17 protein-coding genes and 1 pseudogene are annotated in these 20,759 nt (G+C 60.4%); 2 read left to right on the top strand and 16 right to left on the bottom strand.

The window, feature by feature from the left end; translation table 11 throughout:
- The first annotated feature begins 39 nt into the window (after nucleotides 1-39).
- Nucleotides 40-1,167 carry a ParA family protein gene (locus tag ABD687_RS13980; protein WP_372342950.1) on the top strand — a complete coding sequence of 376 codons (1,128 nt, stop codon included), beginning with the start codon at nucleotides 40-42 and terminating at the stop codon, nucleotides 1,165-1,167.
- Nucleotides 1,168-1,447: 280 nt separating this feature from the next.
- Nucleotides 1,448-2,659, top strand: a complete 1,212-nt coding sequence (locus tag ABD687_RS13975) for a ParB/RepB/Spo0J family partition protein (protein WP_264271055.1) — start codon at nucleotides 1,448-1,450, stop codon at nucleotides 2,657-2,659.
- Between the two features lie 990 nt (nucleotides 2,660-3,649).
- On the opposite strand, the pseudogene ABD687_RS20745 reads toward ABD687_RS13975, so the two are convergent.
- The 16 genes and pseudogenes from ABD687_RS20745 to trxB all read right to left on the bottom strand — a co-directional run.
- A pseudogene (locus tag ABD687_RS20745) lies at nucleotides 3,650-3,766 on the bottom strand (ATP-binding protein); the annotation flags it as partial.
- Nucleotides 3,767-5,381: 1,615 nt separating this feature from the next.
- On the bottom strand, nucleotides 5,382-5,489 hold the full coding sequence (locus tag ABD687_RS20740; RefSeq protein WP_367281570.1) for a hypothetical protein: 108 nt from the start codon (nucleotides 5,487-5,489) through the stop codon (nucleotides 5,382-5,384).
- A 520-nt stretch (nucleotides 5,490-6,009) separates the two neighbouring features.
- Nucleotides 6,010-6,741 (bottom strand): IS21-like element helper ATPase IstB, encoded by a 732-nt coding sequence (gene istB / locus ABD687_RS13970; protein WP_302266476.1) that lies wholly within the window; start codon nucleotides 6,739-6,741, stop codon nucleotides 6,010-6,012.
- Nucleotides 6,738-8,204, bottom strand: coding sequence for an IS21 family transposase (istA, locus tag ABD687_RS13965; RefSeq protein WP_302266477.1), 1,467 nt, complete (start codon nucleotides 8,202-8,204; stop codon nucleotides 6,738-6,740). Before istA (ABD687_RS13965) ends, istB begins: the two co-directional genes overlap by 4 nt.
- Before the next feature lie 185 nt (nucleotides 8,205-8,389).
- Complete coding sequence (locus ABD687_RS13960; RefSeq protein WP_310290221.1) at nucleotides 8,390-8,605, bottom strand: site-specific integrase; 216 nt, start codon at nucleotides 8,603-8,605, stop codon at nucleotides 8,390-8,392.
- A complete protein-coding gene (locus ABD687_RS20735; protein WP_377700406.1) occupies nucleotides 8,586-9,002 on the bottom strand; it encodes a tyrosine-type recombinase/integrase in 417 nt (138 codons plus the stop codon). Before ABD687_RS20735 ends, ABD687_RS13960 begins: the two co-directional genes overlap by 20 nt.
- Before the next feature lie 848 nt (nucleotides 9,003-9,850).
- Nucleotides 9,851-10,663, bottom strand: a complete 813-nt coding sequence (locus tag ABD687_RS13955) for an ExeA family protein (protein ID WP_310290224.1) — start codon at nucleotides 10,661-10,663, stop codon at nucleotides 9,851-9,853.
- Nucleotides 10,660-11,637 carry a DDE-type integrase/transposase/recombinase gene (locus ABD687_RS13950; protein ID WP_310290228.1) on the bottom strand — a complete coding sequence of 326 codons (978 nt, stop codon included), beginning with the start codon at nucleotides 11,635-11,637 and terminating at the stop codon, nucleotides 10,660-10,662. Before ABD687_RS13950 ends, ABD687_RS13955 begins: the two co-directional genes overlap by 4 nt.
- 86 nt (nucleotides 11,638-11,723) lie before the next feature.
- Nucleotides 11,724-12,473 carry an ATP-binding protein gene (locus ABD687_RS13945; RefSeq protein ID WP_310287143.1) on the bottom strand — a complete coding sequence of 250 codons (750 nt, stop codon included), beginning with the start codon at nucleotides 12,471-12,473 and terminating at the stop codon, nucleotides 11,724-11,726.
- Nucleotides 12,470-14,026, bottom strand: a complete 1,557-nt coding sequence (gene istA, locus ABD687_RS13940) for an IS21 family transposase (protein ID WP_310287146.1) — start codon at nucleotides 14,024-14,026, stop codon at nucleotides 12,470-12,472. The genes ABD687_RS13945 and istA (ABD687_RS13940) overlap by 4 nt, the downstream gene beginning before the upstream one ends.
- Nucleotides 14,027-14,181: 155 nt before the next feature.
- Nucleotides 14,182-14,757 (bottom strand): helix-turn-helix domain-containing protein, encoded by a 576-nt coding sequence (locus ABD687_RS13935; RefSeq protein ID WP_310290230.1) that lies wholly within the window; start codon nucleotides 14,755-14,757, stop codon nucleotides 14,182-14,184.
- Nucleotides 14,758-14,843: 86 nt separating this feature from the next.
- Nucleotides 14,844-15,488 (bottom strand): DUF6431 domain-containing protein, encoded by a 645-nt coding sequence (locus ABD687_RS13930; protein ID WP_302263213.1) that lies wholly within the window; start codon nucleotides 15,486-15,488, stop codon nucleotides 14,844-14,846.
- An 809-nt stretch (nucleotides 15,489-16,297) separates the two neighbouring features.
- Complete coding sequence (locus ABD687_RS13925; RefSeq protein ID WP_310290233.1) at nucleotides 16,298-16,474, bottom strand: hypothetical protein; 177 nt, start codon at nucleotides 16,472-16,474, stop codon at nucleotides 16,298-16,300.
- Nucleotides 16,475-16,792: 318 nt separating this feature from the next.
- The gene (locus ABD687_RS13920; RefSeq protein ID WP_310290236.1) at nucleotides 16,793-17,035 is read right to left on the bottom strand and encodes a hypothetical protein; all 243 of its coding nucleotides are present in this window, start codon (nucleotides 17,033-17,035) and stop codon (nucleotides 16,793-16,795) included.
- A 2,257-nt stretch (nucleotides 17,036-19,292) separates the two neighbouring features.
- A complete protein-coding gene (gene trxA / locus ABD687_RS13915; protein WP_264271063.1) occupies nucleotides 19,293-19,616 on the bottom strand; it encodes a thioredoxin in 324 nt (107 codons plus the stop codon).
- Between the two features lie 49 nt (nucleotides 19,617-19,665).
- Nucleotides 19,666-20,652, bottom strand: coding sequence for a thioredoxin-disulfide reductase (trxB, locus tag ABD687_RS13910; protein WP_264271064.1), 987 nt, complete (start codon nucleotides 20,650-20,652; stop codon nucleotides 19,666-19,668).
- Nucleotides 20,653-20,759 lie beyond the last annotated feature (107 nt).

Here is a 20,759-nt window from a genome sequence, read left to right as displayed (position 1 = left end):
GGTTCGATGCCACCGACAGAGATAGTAGAAAGAACTGTTTTGAAGCGTAGCGTCAACAAGATTCCACCGTTTGCAGCGCTTTTTGCTAGTTTTGGTTCGTCGAACACTCAAGAGCAACCTAAAACAATTGATTTAACCGAGCCCGACTATGTTTCACGTGAAACAATCTTTACCACTGCAACGATTCTCGACGAGAACGAAGCAGTGGAATTGACGGATTCCGATGGAGAGGACCCAGTGGTGGCGAAGGAACCTGCGATGGCACGAAACGTTTTCGATACCACTGACGACAGTTCTCCACTTGCAAGCCAGCTTGCTAGCGAACACAAAAGGCGGGAAAAGCTCAGCGGCCGAAAACTGCCGAAGCCGGATACCACGCGTTACATGACTGTCAGCAACCAAAAGGGTGGCGTAGGCAAGACAACCACCACCGTGAACATTGCTGCAGCGTTGGCCATTGCGGGCCTGAATGTTCTTGTGATCGATATCGATCCACAGGGCAATGCCTCGACCGCGTTGGGCATCGAGCATCACGCTGATGTTGACAGCATTTACGATGTGCTCATCAACGATCTTCCACTAGCCGACGTCGTGGCCATTTGTCCTGACATCGATAACCTGACGGTAGCTCCTGCAACCATCCATTTGGCTGGTGCGGAGATCGAACTCGTATCGCTGGTGGCCCGCGAGCAACGGCTTCGACGCGCACTGGAGCAGTACGCTCAGTATCGCGATCTGCATGGCATGGACCGCTTGGACTATGTATTCATTGATTGCCCGCCAAGCCTAGGCCTGCTGACTGTTAATGCGTTTGTTGCCGCACGCGAAGTCCTAATTCCCATTCAGTGCGAGTACTACGCACTTGAAGGCCTTAGCCAGCTCTTAAAGAACATCGAAATGATCCAGAAGCATCTCAACTCGGATCTCACCGTCTCGACGATTCTTTTGACTATGTACGATGGCAGGACAAACCTGGCAGCGCAGGTTGCTAGCGAAGTTCGGGAGCACTTCCCAAACCAGGTGCTGCAGGCCTTGATCCCTCGGAGCGTCCGCATATCCGAAGCTCCCAGCTACCAGCAAACGGTCATCACGTATGACTCGAGTTCGACGGGGGCGCTTTCCTATTTGGAAGCAGCTGCCGAGATCGCTGAGCGCGGCACCAAGTAGAGTTGCCGATGTCGGCCCGGAATCTTGCCGCGCCCGTGAAATAGTGTCGAATCTTTTCGAGCTGTCGGATAAGTGGCTTTTTCAGTTGTTTTTGTCTGTTATTTTCTACAAAGCGTTTTTGCGGCGGCTAGATGTATGCCCCGGGGTCAGGTAGGGTGCAGATGACCGCTTTTGACGTCCGCGGGGCATACCCGTGAGCCGCGTCCTCTACAATCAATCACCACCCAGTAGAATTGCCTTGGGTTCAAATAGCAACGGTGTCGAAAGGGAGTAACTTCCAATGTCGGAAAAGCGACGTGGTTTAGGACGAGGTCTTGGTGCCTTGATTTCGAGCAGCCCTGTCGCGGAAACCGAGGAGGATGCTCCGAAGAATGTTTCACGTGGAACATCGAAGCCGGCAACCGCAAGGTCTGCAAAGAGCCCGGAACTGACCGCTGCCAAAGGCAAGCCCGCCGTGAGCGCGGCAAATGGCAAAAAAGCGCGGCCGGTCGATATGTTCTTCGTGCCGGGGAAGACCGAGGAAGAAGTCGCCGCGGAGAATTCCAAATCGATTTCGGCTCCCTCTGCAGCGGCCAAAAAGCGTAGGGCCCAGATGCCCGGTCTCATTGCTTCCTCCGGACGCGCGGGGGAGCTAGACGCCAACGACGTCGATTCCAGCAGTCTGGTTGAGGTTCCTGGTGCCAGCTTTGCGGAGCTTTCCGTCGATCAGATCCACCCGAACCGGAAGCAACCGCGTTCGTACTTCGACGAAGAACATATGGCCGAATTGGTCCATTCCATTCGCGAAGTGGGCTTACTTCAGCCGATTGTTGTTCGTCCTTCACGGGAGAATGACAAGGAACCCTACGAGATCGTCATGGGTGAACGCCGCTGGCGTGCAACTCAGGCAGCAGGTCTGACAACAATTCCGGCAATCGTCCGGGAAACGCAAGACGATGATCTACTCCGGGATGCACTACTGGAGAACCTCCATCGTTCGCAGCTTAACCCTCTCGAAGAGGCCGCCGCATACCAGCAACTCCTGAGCGAATTTGCTTGCACACAAGAAGTGCTGTCAGAACGAATCGGGCGTTCACGATCTCAGATCTCGAACACCATCCGTCTGATGAAATTGCCTGCCCTCGTGCAACGTAGAGTGGCTGCCGGAGTTATATCTGCCGGACACGCCCGTGCACTGCTGGGACTTGTTGACGCTGCAGCGATCGAGCAGCTGGCCCAGCGTATCGTCAACGAGGGCATGTCCGTCCGGGCCACAGAAGAAGCCGTAGCCCTGAGTGACGGACAGGAAAAGCCTCGAAAGAGCGCAACGCCGAAGCTGACCCCGCGCCATGAGCGCTTGGATTTCCTGGCAACCTCGCTCTCCGATCGACTGGATACAAGCGTGAAGATCTCGTTGGGTGCTCGGAAAGGGCGGGTAAGCATCGAATTTGCCAGTGTCGACGACCTGAACCGCATCATGAGCGTGTTGTCACCGGATTCCCAAGTGGAGTAAGGAGCAAGACTTGCGAAGTTGGAGTGTTTCACGTGAAACACTCCAACTTTTGTTTAAGGCAGTATTACCCCGCGCGATGACCACGCCGGAAATTCCGTGACATCACTCCGCGCAAGACCACTCAGAAGCCGCTGATGGGCTCCACGAGCCCCAACGGTGACACGACCCGCCCACCTTGCGATGAGGGGCTCTTAGGGCGCGTATGTGCCGCAGGGAGCGTGCGGGGCAAATCGCGTGGATCGTCGTACGACATCTGCAACATCGGATCCTTTCGTGGTCATGAGATGAACCTGAACCAAGGTGATGCTGCATGGGCTGGACGACGATCTACCTATGCGCTGCCCTGCGTTGCATCCGACTCGGCACGTCGCCGGCCGGAAATCATCAAGCGTTCGTCCGGAAGCTGCGTGACTGAAGCCTGCGTTCCAATGTGTATCCGCGGGTTTGGGCCTTCAGATATTGCCACTGGGGGCCACACGTTCTTTGGGGGAGACGGGGCCACCGAAGTTCCTATCTGTTCCAGCTCCGCCTTGGTCTGCTCCCGGATGCTGCATGTTTGGGGCTCAATGGAAATCGTGATGCGGATGATCGCCTCTACAGGAACGCCGAAACCAAGTCGCTGGTGTAAGTCCTTCTGCTGATGATGCGTGAAGGGCAGCACCGCGTGAACCGCGAGCGCCAGAAGCCCGCCGAGAAGGGCGTTGGAGGGACAATCGAGCGGCCCACACCAATCACCACCTTGTACGACGCGTACTCAGGGACAGCGTGGCACCCAGGAACGCTACAGGTGAATTCCAAGAACAAGTTTCTGGTCTTTCCGAGGTAGTCTCCAACGTCTCTTTTGTTGCATGCTGGAGAGGAAAATTTTCCTTAAAGATACTGACACGAGCTTCCTGAGTATCCGTCGCTTTGGGGAGCGCCCATTATTGACGTTGGGGGCAAGTACCTTCCTGGGAGGAAGTCAGCGGCCTCCTACGGGCCTATCTATTCCTAATCGGCGCCGATCTTCTCGCGCATGTTGTAGCTTCCGGTCTCGATCCAGATGGTGTTGTGGATGATCCGGTCCATGATCGCGTCGTGGTGAGCCCAAGACCTGAGCCGCTGGTGCAGTCCTCGCCCTGTGCGGCCGCGCAGCTGTTCACTGTTCCATCCACGATGTGTCTTTTACCTGGCCTAAGGAGCTAACTCATGGCTCTCAAGATCGCTATAAGTGGCTCTGAAGGAGAATGTTCGCTTTTTGGCGAAGTGCCTCTGAGCGGCAATATTGTTGCCTCTCAAAGAGTCAAATATTCACGAATTCCAAGAATCTGTGGCGACCCGAAATGTCGGTTGCGCAGAGCAGAGAATGATGGGGACGCCCTGCAAGTGACGATGTTTCACGTGAAACGACCCGGCTGATGCCGATTCTCGGCGGTATCAAGATTGTCGGTGATGATTAGCCATTTCCCAACACGCATTGGTGATCGACCATTGAGACCACTTGAATAAGCGCCATAAATCCTGTCGAACTCTTCTTGTGTCCGCCCGACATTCCACATGAAGACAGCCAGCGGGTCACAGCTACATTGAAGACGTAGATTTCTAGCCCAGCATAATGCCGTCTATTTTCATGGATATGCTTGCTGCCCATTGGAAGGCAATGTGATTGCAGCCATCGGTCGTATGCCGGCCTGGCATCTCTCAGTAGTTGCATCCATGGGACGTTTCCGACTCCTCGTGGATGAGAATCAAAAGACAGGCCTCGGGTATGGCGGTCATAGATGCGCGAACAGACGGCCCGATTCCTGTAAAAGGCTCCTATGACCATCGCAGGGAAAATGCCGCATGCCCAGCGATTGGTGCCAAGAGAACGGCCGGGGGAGCAGGTATGAGCAAGTAGTCGGGATCGTGGGCATAATCCAGGACTGGCGAGGGTTTCGGTGGTGGACCGCCCGCAGTGGTTGCCTCGACCAACTGACCCGGGTGGGCTTCGGCCGCCCAGTTATTCTGCAGATGTGGTCGATGCGTGTATGGCTGGGTGTGGTTTCGGAAATCGTGCAAGGTGGGTACTGTCCAAGGTGCCACGTTCATAGACAGCCAAGGAATTTGCCGCCGGTTCCGGCGTGGTTTCGGGTGTCCCACACAGCAGGATGGCGGCGGCGGACAGGGCCTCGATTCCTGACGGGATGCGCTACTTGCGCCCGTGTGGTTTGAGGGTGCGGGCTCCGGCAATAGCTGTTAGCCCGCCATCCTGCGATGATGGCGCCCAGGCTGTTGATGGCACGTTGGTGCGGAGCGATTACGGTCCCGTCCACCGCGGTGATGTTCTATGCAATTGCGTGATGCCCGGCCGGTGCGGCACAGTATCCTTCGCATGGGGGAATTTCGGCGGCACCGAATGGTAGTTCCCGCACCAGGCAACCAACGCCTAGCGGCTGGCGATGCGTTCCTCGCTGAGGATCACCGGGTACGGGACCGCCAATGTTCCCAGGCTCTCATTGGTTGCCATGGTCTGCTCGAAGATGGCTCCGTGCTGCACGGTCGGCCACCGGCGGTGAGTTGCCGTGTGGTCGTTCTTCTTTACTACGCCGATACGATGCCCCGAATGCGCCGGACGCACGGCCACCTGCCCGTAGCGCCTGGCGGAGGTGATGGCGCGAGATCAATTTTAGGCCGGTCATTAAAGCGCTAAGAATCAGGCCACTTGGGCTCGATTTCCTGCCATGTTGGCATTTGGCCTATTTCATGAGGGCGTTCCTGACCCGGTAGGACTCGCCGGGAACTGTAGGAGCCTTCCGTGGTGCGCCTGCCGGTCGATGACGGCCGCGGCTATGTTGTCATTGCCGAACACCGATCCCCGCCGGGAAATCTCCAAATTTGTGGTGATGATCAGGCTACGCTATTCATGCCCGTCACGTGATCACCTGAAACGGCAGCCTGGTCTCTTCGATATCGTTCGGTAGATATCCCAGCTCGTCGAGACCGGGAATATGTCGATATCCAAGGCGCGGGGCGGTCCAGTTACGTGTCGATGCCGGGCCTCTTGTTAGTTGCGATAGATGTCGTGGCGGCATAGTTGCAAGCTCTTCAGGAAGTCCACGAGGCTGTCCGGTCCCTGGCATCGTCCTGGCGGCGAAGCAATTGATGTGGTCAGGGCGATAGCCCGTTCCTTGATGGTCATGTCGACGTACATGTACATGTACATGTACGTGTTCGATGACCGGACGTCGGCGCCACCGAGCTATAACGCGCTGACCTTGCAAACGTCGCCGGCATGCAGGAACGTCTGTGTTTCGTCAAATTTAAGTAGGCCATTAAAGCGCTAAGAACTAGACCACCTTGGCTCACTTCTGGTCCATTTCAGCGCCAAGCTATTTCATGAGCGCATTTTTGACCCGATAGGACTCACCACGGAACTGCAACAGCCTCCCGTGGTGCACCAAACGATCAATGACAGCCGCAGCCATGTTGTCATCCCCGAACACCGTTCCCCACCTCGAGAACTCGAGGTTTGTCGTGATGATCAGGCTCCGCTTTTCATACCCATCCGCGATCACCTGGAACAACAACCTGGCCCCTTCGGTATCGATCGGCAGGTATCCCAGCTCGTCAATCGCGATTAATTGATTCTTGGCCAAGGACGCAAGTTCCTTATCCAACCGACCCTCCTCCTTCGCCCGCCTCAGCATCATCACCAACGCCGAGGTGGTGAAGAACTTCGCCGCGATGCCCCGCTGGCACGCTGCGACCACCAGAGCGGTCGCCATATGAGTCTTGCCCGTCCCCACGTCCCCGTAAAGGACCAAGTCTTGGGCGCGATCTATGAAGTCCAAGGATTCAAGGGGATGGCTTCCATAGTCGTCGGGGAACCTGACGTTGCTGTAGTCGAATCCTGTCAGAGACTTCATCGCCGGCAACCGTGCAGCCTTCAACAACCGCTGGCGCCGAGATTCGAGCCTGGATTCATGCTCGGCCACCAGCACCCCGTGCAGGTATTCACGTTGCTTCGGGGTGCCTTTCTCAGCCCATTCGCTCAATACGCTGCCGGTCAAGGAAGCATGCTTGCCAGCATCGAGGAGGTCTTGGACGGTAATCGGGTTCATGCGACTTCTCCCGTGCTCATATTCAAGGTGGTGAAAGTGTCATAAACGCTCAAATCCACGTTCGCTGCCGAAGGTTCGGTGCCGTCGGCCAGGCGACGGGCGAGCATGCCCAGCATGGCCATGTCCGGTCCGTCCCCACGCTGGATCAGCGTGTCTGCGGCCTGTATTGCATGCTCGAACCCGGTGGTCCCGGATACGGCATCCACCGCATTGAACAGCCGCCGCCGATCCGTGGCGGTCGCCTTATCCAACCAGTCACGCACCGGATCAGTGACCAAGGTACGTAACGGAGAATGAGACCACGCCCCGGGCTTGGTCACCAGCAGCGGCACCAAGGAAGAGGGCTCGAAGATCGTCTCGGTCTGCTTACCAAAAACTCGACCGAAGGTGCGGACCGGTGCGGAATGCTCATCCAAGATCTGCACCACCTCATGCCCCAGCCCCACCGTGAGCAGTCGCCCATGGAACGAGGAACCGGCCGCGTAAGTGTTCCCGTCCACGAGTAAGTTCCCGACTCTGTCGGCCCTACGGGACTCGTAACGCACCGCCTCGAACCCGACCCCCGGCAACTCCAGGGACGCGGCGACGTCTTGGGCGAATAGTTCACCCAAGGGCAGCCCTTTGCGGTAGTGGACGGTGGAGGCCAACGCGTCGCATTTGGCCATGAACCTCTTGTTCAAACCCTCCAAAGTGGCGGCTTCCGGTTCAGGGACCATAAAATTGCGGCGGAGAAACCCCACCGCGTTTTCCACGCTGCCCTTCTCGTGGCCAGAATATGGATTGCAGTAGCGTGATTCTGTGCGGTAGTGGAGTTTGAATGCGGCAAACAGCTTGGTCTCCACGACCTTGGTTCCTACCCGTCTGCCGATGCCCGTGGCGTTATCAAACACCATGTGGCGTGGCACGGCCCCAATGTGTTCGAACACCGTCCGCAGGCCGTGGGCCACGCATTCTGCCGTTTCTCCTCGGTACGCCTGCACGAAGCGCATGTTCGAGAACGGGAAGCTCACCACGAAGATGTGGATGACCTGCCGTATCCCGGCGATGATGGCTTCGGCTTGGCCGAAGTCGACTTGCACGGTGCCGGCGGGCCAAACCAATTCTGTGAAGCCTTCCCCGGTGGTGCGGTTCCGTGCGATCCATTGCTTCATGTGGCGCTGGACCGGCGAATAGGTGCCGGTGAAGCCATGCTCTTCTACGAGACGGTCAAAAACTCGCTTAGCCGTATGCCGTTGTTTCCGTGGCCGACGTGCATCCTCGCTCAACCACTGTTCAATGATGTGATCAAAGCCGGTCAACACCGAGGCTCCAGGTCTGGCTGCGGGCAACGGTGCTGCCGGGGAGAAGTCTTCTTGCTTGGCGTATTTGGCTGCCGAAGTCCGGCTGATGCCCAACCTACGTGCGATCTCACGGACGGGGACTCCTTGGGAATCCAATTTTCTGATATTTTCTTGTAACGACATGGGTACCGTCATCTGCTTTCCAGCCCTTCCGGCGCACACGCTTTGCAATGGCAGCGCCGTAAGGAACTTATCGGCCGGCGGCGGGCCCATGTCTTTTGACACTCTGGACTGGACTCCGAACCACCGGGTGATCTCTATCTCCAAGCCAAAGCCGGAATGATGTGCTCCGGGATGAATTTACTGGCCTAGTTCTTACCGCTCTTTTGGCCTGAAATGGGCCGCCAACTTGGCTTACATTCTTGGCTGAAACGGCCTAAAGATAGTCGATCACACACAAACGTCATCGCCGTGGTGTGGCGCAGGGTGTGCGGGGTGATCTTCTTGGTCTGCAGCTTCTCGCACGTCAATGCGGCCGTGGCGTCGTGCTTGGCCAATCGTTGTTCAACGGCGTCGCGGCTCAAGCGCCTCCCCTTGCGCGTGGAGAACAATGGATCGACGGGCCGTTGCGTTCGGCTCTCCTTTCAGGACCAATGCCGTGGGATGGGTCAAGGGAACGGCGCGTTCCTCGCGTTCCTTGCCGCGGCATTGGATGTGGACTCCGGTGCGCGGGCCAATGTAACTGCCGTTGAGGCTTGTCAGCTCTGAGACGCGCAGTCCTGCTTGGATGGCTAATATCTGCAGTGCGTGGTTTCGTCGGCCTGACCAGCATGAGCGGTGCGCTGCCGCGATGAGCGCCCCGACTTCTGCCGGCGTGAGGTAGGAAGACGTAGCCTTGTCGAATCGTTTCGGAGGTATCCCCAGGACACCGGAGATCAGCGCTGAGTGCTCCGGGTGACGCAACGAGGCATCGGCGAACATGGGCCGAATGGCACCCAATCGATGAACGAACTAAAACAACAGCCGGAAGGTGCCGCGGTAGGAAGCACTAGTGCGTGAACTTGCCTGGCGCTGTCTGGCCATCCGGTCGGTGAAGGACAACTGTACGGTCGGTGCGATCGTGCTCATGGTTGGTCTTCTTCGCTGCTGGAAGCGGCATCCCCGAGGCAGTCGGCGGCAAGGGCCAAAAGCCCGACGCTGCCGAGAGGTACCAGTAAGTGAACCCCGGGTCCCGGTGTCCGAGATATGTCGAGAGATGCGGCGTCCGGGCAGGCTCGTTGGCTCCCTGCAGGTACCACTTCACCAAGGTATTCGCCGCGAACGTGTGCCTCAGGTCGTGGAGCTTAGGGCTGTGTGGCGCGCCGACTCCCACGCCGCCTTCGCGCATAGGTCCCGGAAGGTCCCGCCCACCACGGTATAGAAGAGCCCCTTTCCGGTGACGGTCACGAGGAACGCGTTGGTCTGGCGCTGGGGATGCACCGCACCCCGCAGTTTTGCATAGGAGCCCATGGCCTCCCTGGCCCCATTCTGGAAGGGTACGAGACGGGTCTTTCCGAACTTAGATTCCCGGATCAGCAACGCTCAACAACCCAATCAGCGATTTGTATGTTGCCGCAGGCAGCCGCGGACCCAGTGCAAACCGAGACTGGGCCATCAACCCCGCGACGTACCGGGCCGAGTAGATGTAGGGATGTTGACCGTCGCGTTGTTTGACGATCTTCGCGTCACCGGGTTTGACGACGAGCCGCCCATGGAAATGCCCTGCCGAGGGGTTTCGGCAGGGCATTCGTTGTCTTGCTGACGGCGTGGTCGTCGTCGGTGCCGGGCTCCTATTCGCTGTTTTCGGTGATCGCGGATTGCGCCGCGGCCTGGTCGACGATGGTCTTGTTGCCGGCGTAGGTGGCGATCAACGCGGAGACGGCGAGGTTGTTCACCGCTCGCGGGTAACCCCGGGAGGCCTGGTGGATGGCGGTAACGGCATCCTCGGAGAACAGCGTGTCCGATCTGCCCGCAAAACCGAGATGCGCTTTGATATAGCTGGCTGTGTCGGCCAGGTTCATGCCGGTGAGGGTGAAACGGGTGCCGATGCGCTGGTCCAGCGCGGCCAGGACGGCCATCTTCAGGCGCCTGCGCAGCGTGGGTTGCCCAATGAGCAGCAATGCGAAGTGGGACCCGGTATCAAGGGCCGTGTTGGTGAGCATGCGCAGGGATTCCAGCTCGGTGTTGCTCAAAAGGTGCGCCTCGTCGATGACCACGACCGGCAGGCGGGAACGGTCGTCCAGCTCCCCGGCCAGCAGTGCCGCGGTTTGGGTGGCCAGTACCCCGGAATAGAAGGAAGGCTGGCCGCCCAGGGCCGAAACGATGGTGGCATGGATGCCGCGCATGGTGATGGTCGGGTCCGGAAGATAGATGACCTGGTGGCGGGAGGCCTCGAGCCCGGCCAGTGCCGCGCGCACCGCGACGGTTTTCCCGGCACCGACCTCCCCGGTGATCACACCCATTTGGCGTTGGCCGATGCACCAGTGGATCCGGGCGATCGCCTCGCGGTGCCCGGGGTGCGGATGCAGCGCCTGGGGCGGGATGTCCGCGCTGAAGGGCATGCGGGAAAAACCGTAATGGCTTTGCAGTGACGTGATGCTCACGGCGTGTTCTCCTGGCGGTGGTGCGCTTTGGCGGTGTCGGTGTTTCTGGACGGGGTGGCGAGTTTCTCGAAGCTGATCGGAGCCCCGCTCATGGTGTGTTTGTGTTGGTCCTCGAGCAGGCGCAGGTAATCGATGCCGGTGGAAACGTTTTGGGCCCCGGCGTCCCGGTCGGCGGCCGCATTCTTGGCCTTCGGGTGCACGTGCCGACGAATCTGAAGCAGGGTCGCGGTTCCGGCCGGGACTCCCAGGTGGGAGTGCACGGCGATGGGGGCGGCCAGGTCGAAGGGATCATAGATGAGTTCGACCCGGGTTCCTGCCAGCACCGGGTCCACCTGGTAGGTGTTGCCCAGCAGGGAGATCGTGGCAGTCTTGGTGACCTTACGTTTCTCGGACCAGAGGAATGCCTCACTGACCTGGTCCGGGGATTTGCGTACCGGGGTGCGTTTGACCCAGCTGGCATCCCAGCGCTCAAGCGGTGTTTGCCCGGTGGTGGAGTGGATGGTGCGGTGATAGAGAACCTGCACCCAGGAGGTGAAGAGCGCGTTCAGTTCTTGCAGGGTGGAGATCTCCGATCCCTGCCCGGTGCCCGGAAGCGAGGGCTGGTTGGTGACGGTGATTTCACCCAGGAATTGCTGGGTCACGGTATTGAAGAACCGCTCAATTTTGCCCCTTCCCTGGGGGCGGTAGGGGGCCGAATGAACCAACCTGATCCCCAGCTTCGCCGTGACCCGCTGAAGTGCCTTGTCAGCAAAGGCACTGCCGTTGTCGACATAGACCTGACGTGGTATTCCGTGGGTTTGCAGGGCCGGACGCAGCACCGCGGCCAGGCGGACGGTGTCCTCGGCGAAGGCCCACCGGGAGGCGACCACCATCCGGGAATGGTCATCGAGGAACGCGAACAAATAGGTTTTGCGTCCCTCGATCCGCGGCCCATGCAGGGCATCTCCCTGAGTATTCGACGGTTTGGGGACCACCCATTATTGCCGTTGGGGGCCAGTGATATTGCCGTTGGGGGCCAGTACCTCCCTGGGCGGGAGCCACCGGTCCCCAACGGGCCTGGCTATGCCTGGACGGCGCCGGTCTTCTCTCTCATGTTGTAGCTACCGGTCTCGATCCAAATGGTGTTGTGGATGATCCGGTCCATGATCGCGTCGGCGTGGACGCCGGAGCCGAGGCGCTGGTGCCAGTCCTTCTGCTGGTACTGGGTGCAGAACACCGTCGACGTCGACCCGTAGCGCCGTTCCATGAGTTCCAGGAGCATGCGGAGGAAGTCGCCGCTGGGGCGGTCCAACAACCACTCGTCTACGACCAGCAGCGTGAAGGCCCCGTACTTTTTCAGGAACTTCGCGGCGCCCAGCGGCTTGTCCTGGGCCTGGACCCATTCCTCCTCGAGGTCCGGCATGCGCACGTAGTGGGTGCGGATCCGGTTGCGGCAGGCCTGCTTGGCCAGGGCGCAGCCCAGGTACGACTTTCCGGAACCGGTGAATCCCTGGAAGACCACGTTCTGGTTCTGCTCGATGAAGGCGCAACTGCCCAAGGCGGTGAGCATACTGCGGTTCAGCCCGCGTTCCTCGACCAGGTCCACCTGCCGCAAATCGGCGTTGGGGTAGCGCAGCTTGGCGCGGCTGATCAGGCCGCCGACCTTGGAAGTGGTGAACGTCGAATGCGCCTCGTCGACGATGAGCCGCACCCGCTCATCGAAGCTCAACGCCATGCTCAGGATTTCGTCCTGTGCCTCGAAGGCCTGGAGCATCTCGATGGCGTTCATCTCGCGCAGCTTCCGCTTGGTCTCGATATCCAGTGAGCTCATCGGGTGCCTCCCGCGTAGTAGTCGCCGCCGCGGACATAGCCGCCGTCGTTGTGGAAGAGCTCGGGCTGTGTGGCCAGGTTCTGGTCCTGGCCTGTTTCCAGCAGCGGGCGCAGGTGGGCGTAGCGTGGGGAGCGGACCTGACTCTGCAGCGCGATCCGGCAGACCGCCTCCAGCCGTGCCGGGCCATAGCGCCGGCTCAGGCGCAGCACCGCCAGCGCGGCGTTGAGGCCCTGCTCTTGGACCTGTACGGCTTCAAAGATCCGTTCCACCACGTTCAGCGTGCACGGCCCGGTGCGCGAGGCCCACTCCTTGACCCGGGCGGTGTCCCAGTGCTGCCACTGGCGCTCGGGCGGGATGTCGGCGTCGTTGGTGCGGTACTGGTTCAGGGCCTCGGCCGGCAGCAGCCGGTGGCTGGTGAGCCGCTCGTGGTTCCGATAGACCTCCAGTACGGACTCGGTCAGCCGCAGGTCCACGGTGGCGCCGATGCTGGACATCGGCACCGAGTAGAAGTTCTTCCGCCACGAGACGTAGCTGTTCCGGGCGACCTTCCGCCCGTAGACCCAGGTGCTGATCTCGTAGGCGGCCGCCGGCAACGGGTTCATCAGGGGCTGCTCCTCGGCCAGGAACACCGATTTGCGGGACCCTGCACGTTTCTGGAAGGGCTCCTGGTTGTAGGCCTCGACGCGCTCACGGATGGCGGCCCGCAACTGCCCCAGCGACCCGAACGTGGTCTTCCGCAGCCCGGCGATCACCCACGTGGCCACGTGGCTCACGGTGTTTTCCACGCTGGCCTTGTCCTTCGGGGCCCGGACACGGCCCGGCAGCACCGCCGCCCCGTAGTGGGCGGCCAGGTGGCGGTAGGAATCGTTGAGCACGATCTCGCCCTCGGCGGGGTGCTTGATCACCCCGGTCTTCAGGTTGTCCGGCACAATGCGTGGCACAGAACCGCCGAAGGCCTCGAACATCGCCACGTGCGCACGCAGCCAGCTGTCCTGCTTCATGTCCAAGGTCGCCTCCACGAAGGCGTACCGGCTGAACGGCAGGCACGCGACGAACAGGTAGACCCTGCTCCGCGTCCCGGTGACCGGATCGACCAATTCCATGGTGGGGCCCGACCAGTCCACCTCGATGCTCATCCCGGCCTTGTGCTGCACCCGGGATGTTGCGTGGGACTCCAGGACGAACCGCTGATATGTCTTGCAGAAGCGGTCGTAGCCCATGACCGCCTGCCCGGAGCCGGCCTGGGAATCGAGGTATTCGCCATGCAGGAGCTTCAGCGTCACCCCGACCTTGGCCAGTTCACGGTGGATGGCGCCCCAGTCCGGCTGGGCGAACACGCTCTGGTGGTCGCCGCGGCCCGGGAACAGCAGGGCGTACACCTCGCCCTCGGACTTTTCCCGCACCTCGTCCCAGCCGACGCATTGTTGCTCGGCCGCCTCGAGAACGGTCGTGATGCTTTTCCTCGAGGCCCCGACCGAGGTCGAGATCGCCCGGCCCGAAAGCCCGTCTGCGCGGAGCTTGAGAATAAGCTTCGCCTTGATCCTACGTACCATTGAAACTGTTCCTTCCACCATGTGGCCGTCACATGGTGGAAGGAGCCTATTTGGTGGCTCCCAAGAACACTACGGGTGGCCCCCAAGGACAATAATCCCGTTTTCCCGCGGTGGCCCCCAAGCGCAATATTGCTGGCCCCCAAAGAGTCAAATATTCAATCTCCCACCCAGATTTCGTTGGATTCCTCGGTTTCGAAGCGGCCGGTGGAGGCCCCGGGAACGCCGGTGGAAATGTCCAGGGACCGGAAGTGGCGCAGCAGCGTCGTTTCCGAGGGTGCATCGCCCAGCGTGGTGGCGATGATCCTTTTGATTTGGGCGGCAGTGCCGTGAGGCTTCTCCCGCTTCAAGGTCTCGGCCAGCAGCAGCACCCGGGGCTCGGTGATCGGGCCTTGGGCGCGTTGGGTTGGCTTCAACCCGTCAAAGCCGTCCTTCTTCCAGGCCTTGATCCAGCGATCGATACTTTCCCGGGAGAACCGCTTGGTGCCCCCGAAAGGCCAGGGATGGTATTGGGTGGCCAGTGCGCGCACCATGACACCTCGGGCCTTGGCACCGAGCTGGTCATCGGCTGCTTCTCGGATGAGCTGGTAGCGGAACAGGGCGATCTGCTCGGCGCGTTCGCTGCGTTTCACCGGTCCTTTTACCGGAGCCGAGGACGGTGCCGGTGTTGCCGGTGGAGGGTCGGCTGCAACGAAGGTTTCCGGACGCTGTTCCGGGATCAGGGCAAGTGGCATCAAGGCGGTGTCCTTTCAGGGAAACGGTATTTATCGGCACCACCTGCACCGGGGCGCAGGTCATGCTTGTTGCCCACTTTCGCCCATCAACACCCCGCCCTATCAGGGCCAATTGGTGTTGCAAGCCTTTTCACCCACCAGGTGCCGCTGAACACCCACGGCCCGGCGCTGGCCAACGCGGCAGCATGCCAAGGAACTGCGCTGGCTTCCGGGACCGCAAAACGCTCGCCCACCACCCGGGCATAGGCCAACAGAACCCCCAAGGCCTGGGCAAGAATTCCACGGGCGGACTGCGGCCAGAGCGACGCGGCATCCGACGCGTCCCGGAGCAGCAGAGACCGAAACCAAGAACACAGGGACGCGGCGGAAGAGCCGAAAGACCGCAGCCAACCACGCACCGTGCTCACCGGCCGGCCCACCCGATCCGCGATGGAGCGGTGGCCGAGCCCCTCGAGGGCCTTGGCTTCGATGGCTGCGGCGATCACCAAAGCCTCATCAGCCTTCCGTGCCGCCAGAACAACCGGCAACAGCACATGAGTCATCCGGCATCCGGTGCACCGGGCCCGCAACGGGCAAAACACCGACACGGACGGCCCCGCGGTTCCCATGCGGATCCGTCGTTCCCGTGCATGGCCCCACGGACGCAATGCCCCGGCGCATTCGGGGCATGAAAGGAGCCCGCCACGCAGATCAGATTCGACAGCGGCGGGCGCATAACTTACCGTGATCATTAGCGCGACTCTTTCGCGTTAGAACGACCCGGCGCAGCCTTCGAAATCTGGCGCTGGGTCGTTTGCCTTAAGTTTGGTTATCGTCAGCTTGCCGCCGCCAATAACCGAAGATCAAGACCTACAAGTCGAAACCTTGCATCGGCACCGAACTCGACGGCTCATCCCCAAACAACGCGACGCTCAACAAGGGAGGGTGCCACCGTCCCCGATGCGGGAGCAAACCGACAGGAGGGACCCCCGTGCATCGGCTGCGCGGGCAGGCACACCTGAGCACGTCCACGACGAGGTCAGGCCGAATAGGTTTTCGGGGGCTGGTTCGATCAGGAATACTTTCCTAGGTCCCGCGTGTCCGATGTCCCCGTTCCGTCGCAGGAACCCACCAACTTCTCCACCTCGGTGGCGTCAGCGAAACGGGCAGGCCGGCATCCCTCCATCCTGCGACCGACGACACTGAAATCGCCAGATCCAGCTCTGTCAGGTGGCGCAAGAGCGAACGAACCTCGACCACGCGTCCGCGCGCGGAACCCAAACTCACCCGCCCGCTCTCGAGCAGCATGAACGCTGCCACGTCCTCCGCAGGGCGGACGGTTGTGTCGAGGAACCGCCGTGCCAAATTGGCGTATCGAAGTATGGTCATTTCCGAGAGATCACGCTCAGCAGCCAGCCACTGCCGATAACCCCGCAAGAAGGTTTAGGGGCTGATGGCGGCTTGACGAGTGCGGCCGGGAGCACGTCCTGCTCGCGTAGGAAAACCATCAGCAATGTCTAAACGCTCTTTCGATCAAGTCCAGGGATTCCAAGGGATGGCCTCAGTAGTCCTCGGGGAACCTGACGTTGCTGTAGTCGAACCCGGTGAGGACTTTCATGGCCGGTAGCAGTGCGGCCTTGAGCAGTTCTTGCCGCCGCGATTCGTGTTCGGCCACAAACACCCCGTGTAGGTAGTCACGTTGCTTCGGGGTGCCCTTCTCGGCCCATTCGGTCAGCACTGTGTCGGTGAGCGAGGCATGCTTGCCGGCCTCGAGCAGGTATTGGACGGTGATCGATCCATGCGGCTTCTCTGGTGGTCATATTCAGGGTGGAGAAGGTGTCGTAGACGCTCAAGTCCACCTTGACGGGACAGCATGGCCATGTCCAATTCGTGCCCATGCGCGATCAGGGTGTGGGCGGCCTTTATCGCGAACTTGAACCCGGTGGTCCCGGGCACGGCATCCACCGCGTTGAACAGCCGTCGCCGGTCGGTGGCGGTGGTTTTGTCCAACCAGTCACGCCGGGTCGGTGACCAGAGTCCGCAACGGGGAATAGGCTCAGTTACCGGGCTTGATCACCAGCATCAGGACCAGGGACGCGGGGACGAAGATCGTCTCGGTGTGCTTCCCGAAGACGCGCGGGAAGGTGCGGACCAATGAGGAATGCTTGTCAAGGATCTGTACCACGTCGTGCCCGAGCACCACGGTGTTTGGGGGAAAGCTGGTGAGAGGCGCAATGGCTGAATAATCTGCTCGGAGTGCATGCGGGATCTTGCTTCGGTACGGTTTCACGTGAAACATCTAGTTCCTATCGTTTGAGAAGGGAATCGAGACCTGGCCAAGATGTTGAGTGTTTCACGTGAAACACTCCGTAAACGCGCAAGGCACCAATCGTGATCTACGGAGGCTGGCCGTGTTTGTTTCACGTGAAACAGTGCCCATGCCGCCCAACCTAGGGTCGAATCGTTCAGGATGAAACGGTCGGTATGCCGATCCCTGACCGCAGTAGACCACGGTCGTCGCGCGACTGGGGGAGCGGCGCACAGGAGCGCAGAAGCCGCGTTCGCGCAGCTTTGGGGGAGTGGAGGCGCATGCAAGGAGCCTCGAACGGTAAGCCCTTCATTGTTGCAGTGACCCGCGTGCACCCAACGGATAATGAATTCGAACTAGCCCACGGCTTCAAGCCTGTCCAGACGGTACTACTGGCATGCTGAGCATGTAGGGATGAGGCGCAGGATCGAAGGCCTTTCCCATGAAGAATCGATAAATGTAACCCAATCCTGTTCATCCCGTGGTGTGCATGAACCATCATGGAGATGAGCGACATGCGGCCCGGGAGCCACATATGCACGCCCTATAGCCACACACCGGGGACAACGGTCGCTCATGACAGATGCCTGATGACCAATCGGCATCGGGGTTGGTTCGCGGAGATGCGAATGCGCCGGTCAAGATCATCCGTCACCGCCTGATTTCCTGTCGGGCGAAAATCGCGGGCAGTCGCAAACTGCATGCACATGACCGGCGACCGTCCAAGGCTCACATGCGAACTTGCCTCGCGAACTCAACGTCGAGGTGCCGTCGCTCGGGACAAATCACGCTTGATTGGAACGGAGAAAGAATTGCACACGCCGCACCGCCCGCTGGATACTCGACGGTGGGGTATCGCAGAGAGATTTGGTGGCTGCTTGGTGACGATTCATGGACGTCCTGAGCGTTGAGCGAATTTTGGTGATGAATATCTGACTCTAAGAGAGTCACCAATATTGCCGTTCAGAGCCACCAATTGCGCCTTGGGAGGCGTCAATATTGCGCGTGGGGACCATCCCGGGGAAACGGGAATAGTCTTCATGGGAACCGATTTGCCGTCGAATTGGAGCAGGCCCTGCGAAATGAGTGAGTCGGTCCGGCCTCGACCGATTGCCCCGATTGCTCAGGACAACATGCTGCTGGGCACCGCGAAGCTCTGGAAATGCACTGCGGACTCCATTCTGCCGCCGATCGGCGGGCTGTTGCCGGAGCGCGCTACAGGGAAGGGGCTCTGCCTGCGGATCGAGTCTTGGGACCGCCGCTGCGGCTCAACCTCGCCGGTGCTCTGCAGGCAGTATCCGTAGAATGGCTACCGCCATCGACTCGGCTTCGGCGGCCACGCCAAAGCGAACATGGACCGGACCATTATCAACACCATCTGTAGCGAAACCGGAACGTACAACTTGCGCGAGAAGATCGGTGCCGTCCAGGCCGGCGAGGAACCGTTGGAGGCCGGTGGCTCCCGCCCGTGGCGGTACTGGCCCTCAACGGCGATATTGCTGGCTCTGACAGGCAATATCCGGTGGCTCTCAAACCTCCGGATATTCAGTCGACGTCGAACAGGCACGGCGGATGCTCTCCGCCAAGAGGTCTCACGGCTCTCCGCCCAAGAACATCGAGGGGTTGGGAACCGATGGGGAGCTGACAACGGCAAGCCTGGAACGGATGCGACCATGGAATTGCTCAGTCGGTGGATCGTGCACGCGCGTGCGTTGAACAACGAGGCATCGTCAGACCCAACACGAACCAAGCCTGAAGCCACGGATTCACTGTCGCGCAAAGGAAAACGTCTGCGTCAATCCTGGATATGGCGGGGCAGTGTGTGGGTGACGAGCTGCAGACCAGCGGTCCGTGAACTTCACGGACCGTCGGATTCGATCGGACGTGTTGCCCGAACAGGGGCAAGTGTTTCGGCGCGGACTGACAGCGTTCCGTCATTGTTGCTGTTCGCGAAGCTTGAGGTTGCAAGCAAATGGCTGAGGTGTCGACAAGCCGGAGGCCATCTATGGCAGGTGTGTAGATCCTGGTGAGTTACGGAAACTAAAACCGGGCATCGATGCCGAGTCGAACAGAATCGACTACGTTTTCTAGGTAAACAAACAATTTCAATTGTATATGGACAGCACTTGTTCCAGAGCGTATCCATTGTCGTTCGATCGGGAGACGGACCCGAGGTAGGGCTTAAAAAAGCTCGGTGCATCCGTCCCGTGGGGCGGATGCACCGAGCTGGTGGATTCGAGGGCGCGTATTAGAGGTACGCGGCGAATTCCTTTTCCAGGACCGGCTTTGGCTTGGCGCCGATGGAGGTCGCGACATGTTCGCCGCCCTGGAAGACGTAGACGGCGGGGATGCTGGTGATCCCGTACTTGGCGGCGATGGCCGGGTTGTCATCGACGTTGACCTTGACCACGTCGACCTTCTCGGCGTGCTCGGCCGCGATCTGCTCGAGGATCGGGGTCAGCTGGCGGCAAGGGCCGCACCATTCGGCCCAGAAGTCCACGATGACGGGCTTGGCGGCCTCGAGGACATCGGCCTGGAACGTTGCGTCGGTGACGTCTTTGGTCTGGCTCATGGCCTGCACCTTTCGTTAAGGATTTCTTCCCAGTGCTTGGGAAGGGGATCTAGTTGGAGACGGAAACCGCTGCCGGGGTCGCGGCGTTGGAGTGGACGTCTGCGAGGTAGTGCTCGACGTCCAGGGCCGCGGCGCAGCCGGAGCCGGCGGCGGTGATGGCCTGGCGGTAAGAGGAATCGATGACGTCTCCTGCGGCGAAGACGCCGGGGAGGCTGGTCTTGGAGGTGCGGCCTTCGACGGCGATGGTTCCTTCGGCCGTGAGGGTCAGTACGTCCTTGACCAGGTCGGTGCGCGGGTCGTTGCCGATGGCTACGAACATGCCGGTGACCGGGACGTCCTGGCGGGCGTCGGTCTTTAGGTTGCGCAGCGTCATGCCGGTGACCTTCTGCTCGCCGGTGATGCCAACGACCTCGGAGTCCCAGATGAATTCGATCTTCGGGTGGGCCAGGGCGCGATCGGCCATGATCTTGGAGGCGCGCAGGGTATCGCGGCGGTGGACCACGGTGACCTTGGAGGCAAACTTGGTCAGGAAGAGTGCTTCTTCCATGGCCGAGTCGCCGCCGCCGATTACGGCGATTTCCTGTTCGCGGAAGAAGAAGCCGTCGCAGGTCGCGCACCAGGAGACGCCGTGTCCGGAAAGGCGCTTCTCGTCGGGCAGGCCGATCTCGCGGTAGGCCGAGCCGGTGGAGAGGATCACGGCGTGGGCGCGGTACACGGTGCCGTCGCCCAGGGTGACGACCTTGACGTCGCCGGCCAGATCCACGGCGGTGACGTCGTCGAAGAGGATCTCGGCACCGAAACGCTCGGCCTGCTTCTGCATGTTGTCCATGAGGTCCGGACCCATGATGCCCTCGGGGAAGCCGGGGAAGTTTTCCACGTCGGTGGTGTTCATGAGCTCGCCGCCGGCGGTCACCGAGCCGGCGATGACCAGGGGCTGCAGGTTCGCACGTGCCGTGTAAACGGCCGCGGTGTAGCCGGCGGGGCCCGAACCGATGATGATGACGTTGCGGATGGCGTCTTGTGCTTCTGTGGCCACGGGTCGGTGAACCTTTCATGAGTGCGGCCTGGTTCAAACACGCCGCGGGTAAGGGGGACTGTCCTGCATAACAGCCAATGCAGTGTTGGTATTCCCGGCCGGGTGGG

This window comes from Paeniglutamicibacter sulfureus, assembly GCF_039535115.1.
Lineage (GTDB): Bacteria > Actinomycetota > Actinomycetes > Actinomycetales > Micrococcaceae > Paeniglutamicibacter > Paeniglutamicibacter sulfureus.
The sequence above is the reverse complement of the archived record's forward strand: the minus strand, read 5'-3'. Positions and strand labels throughout refer to the sequence as shown.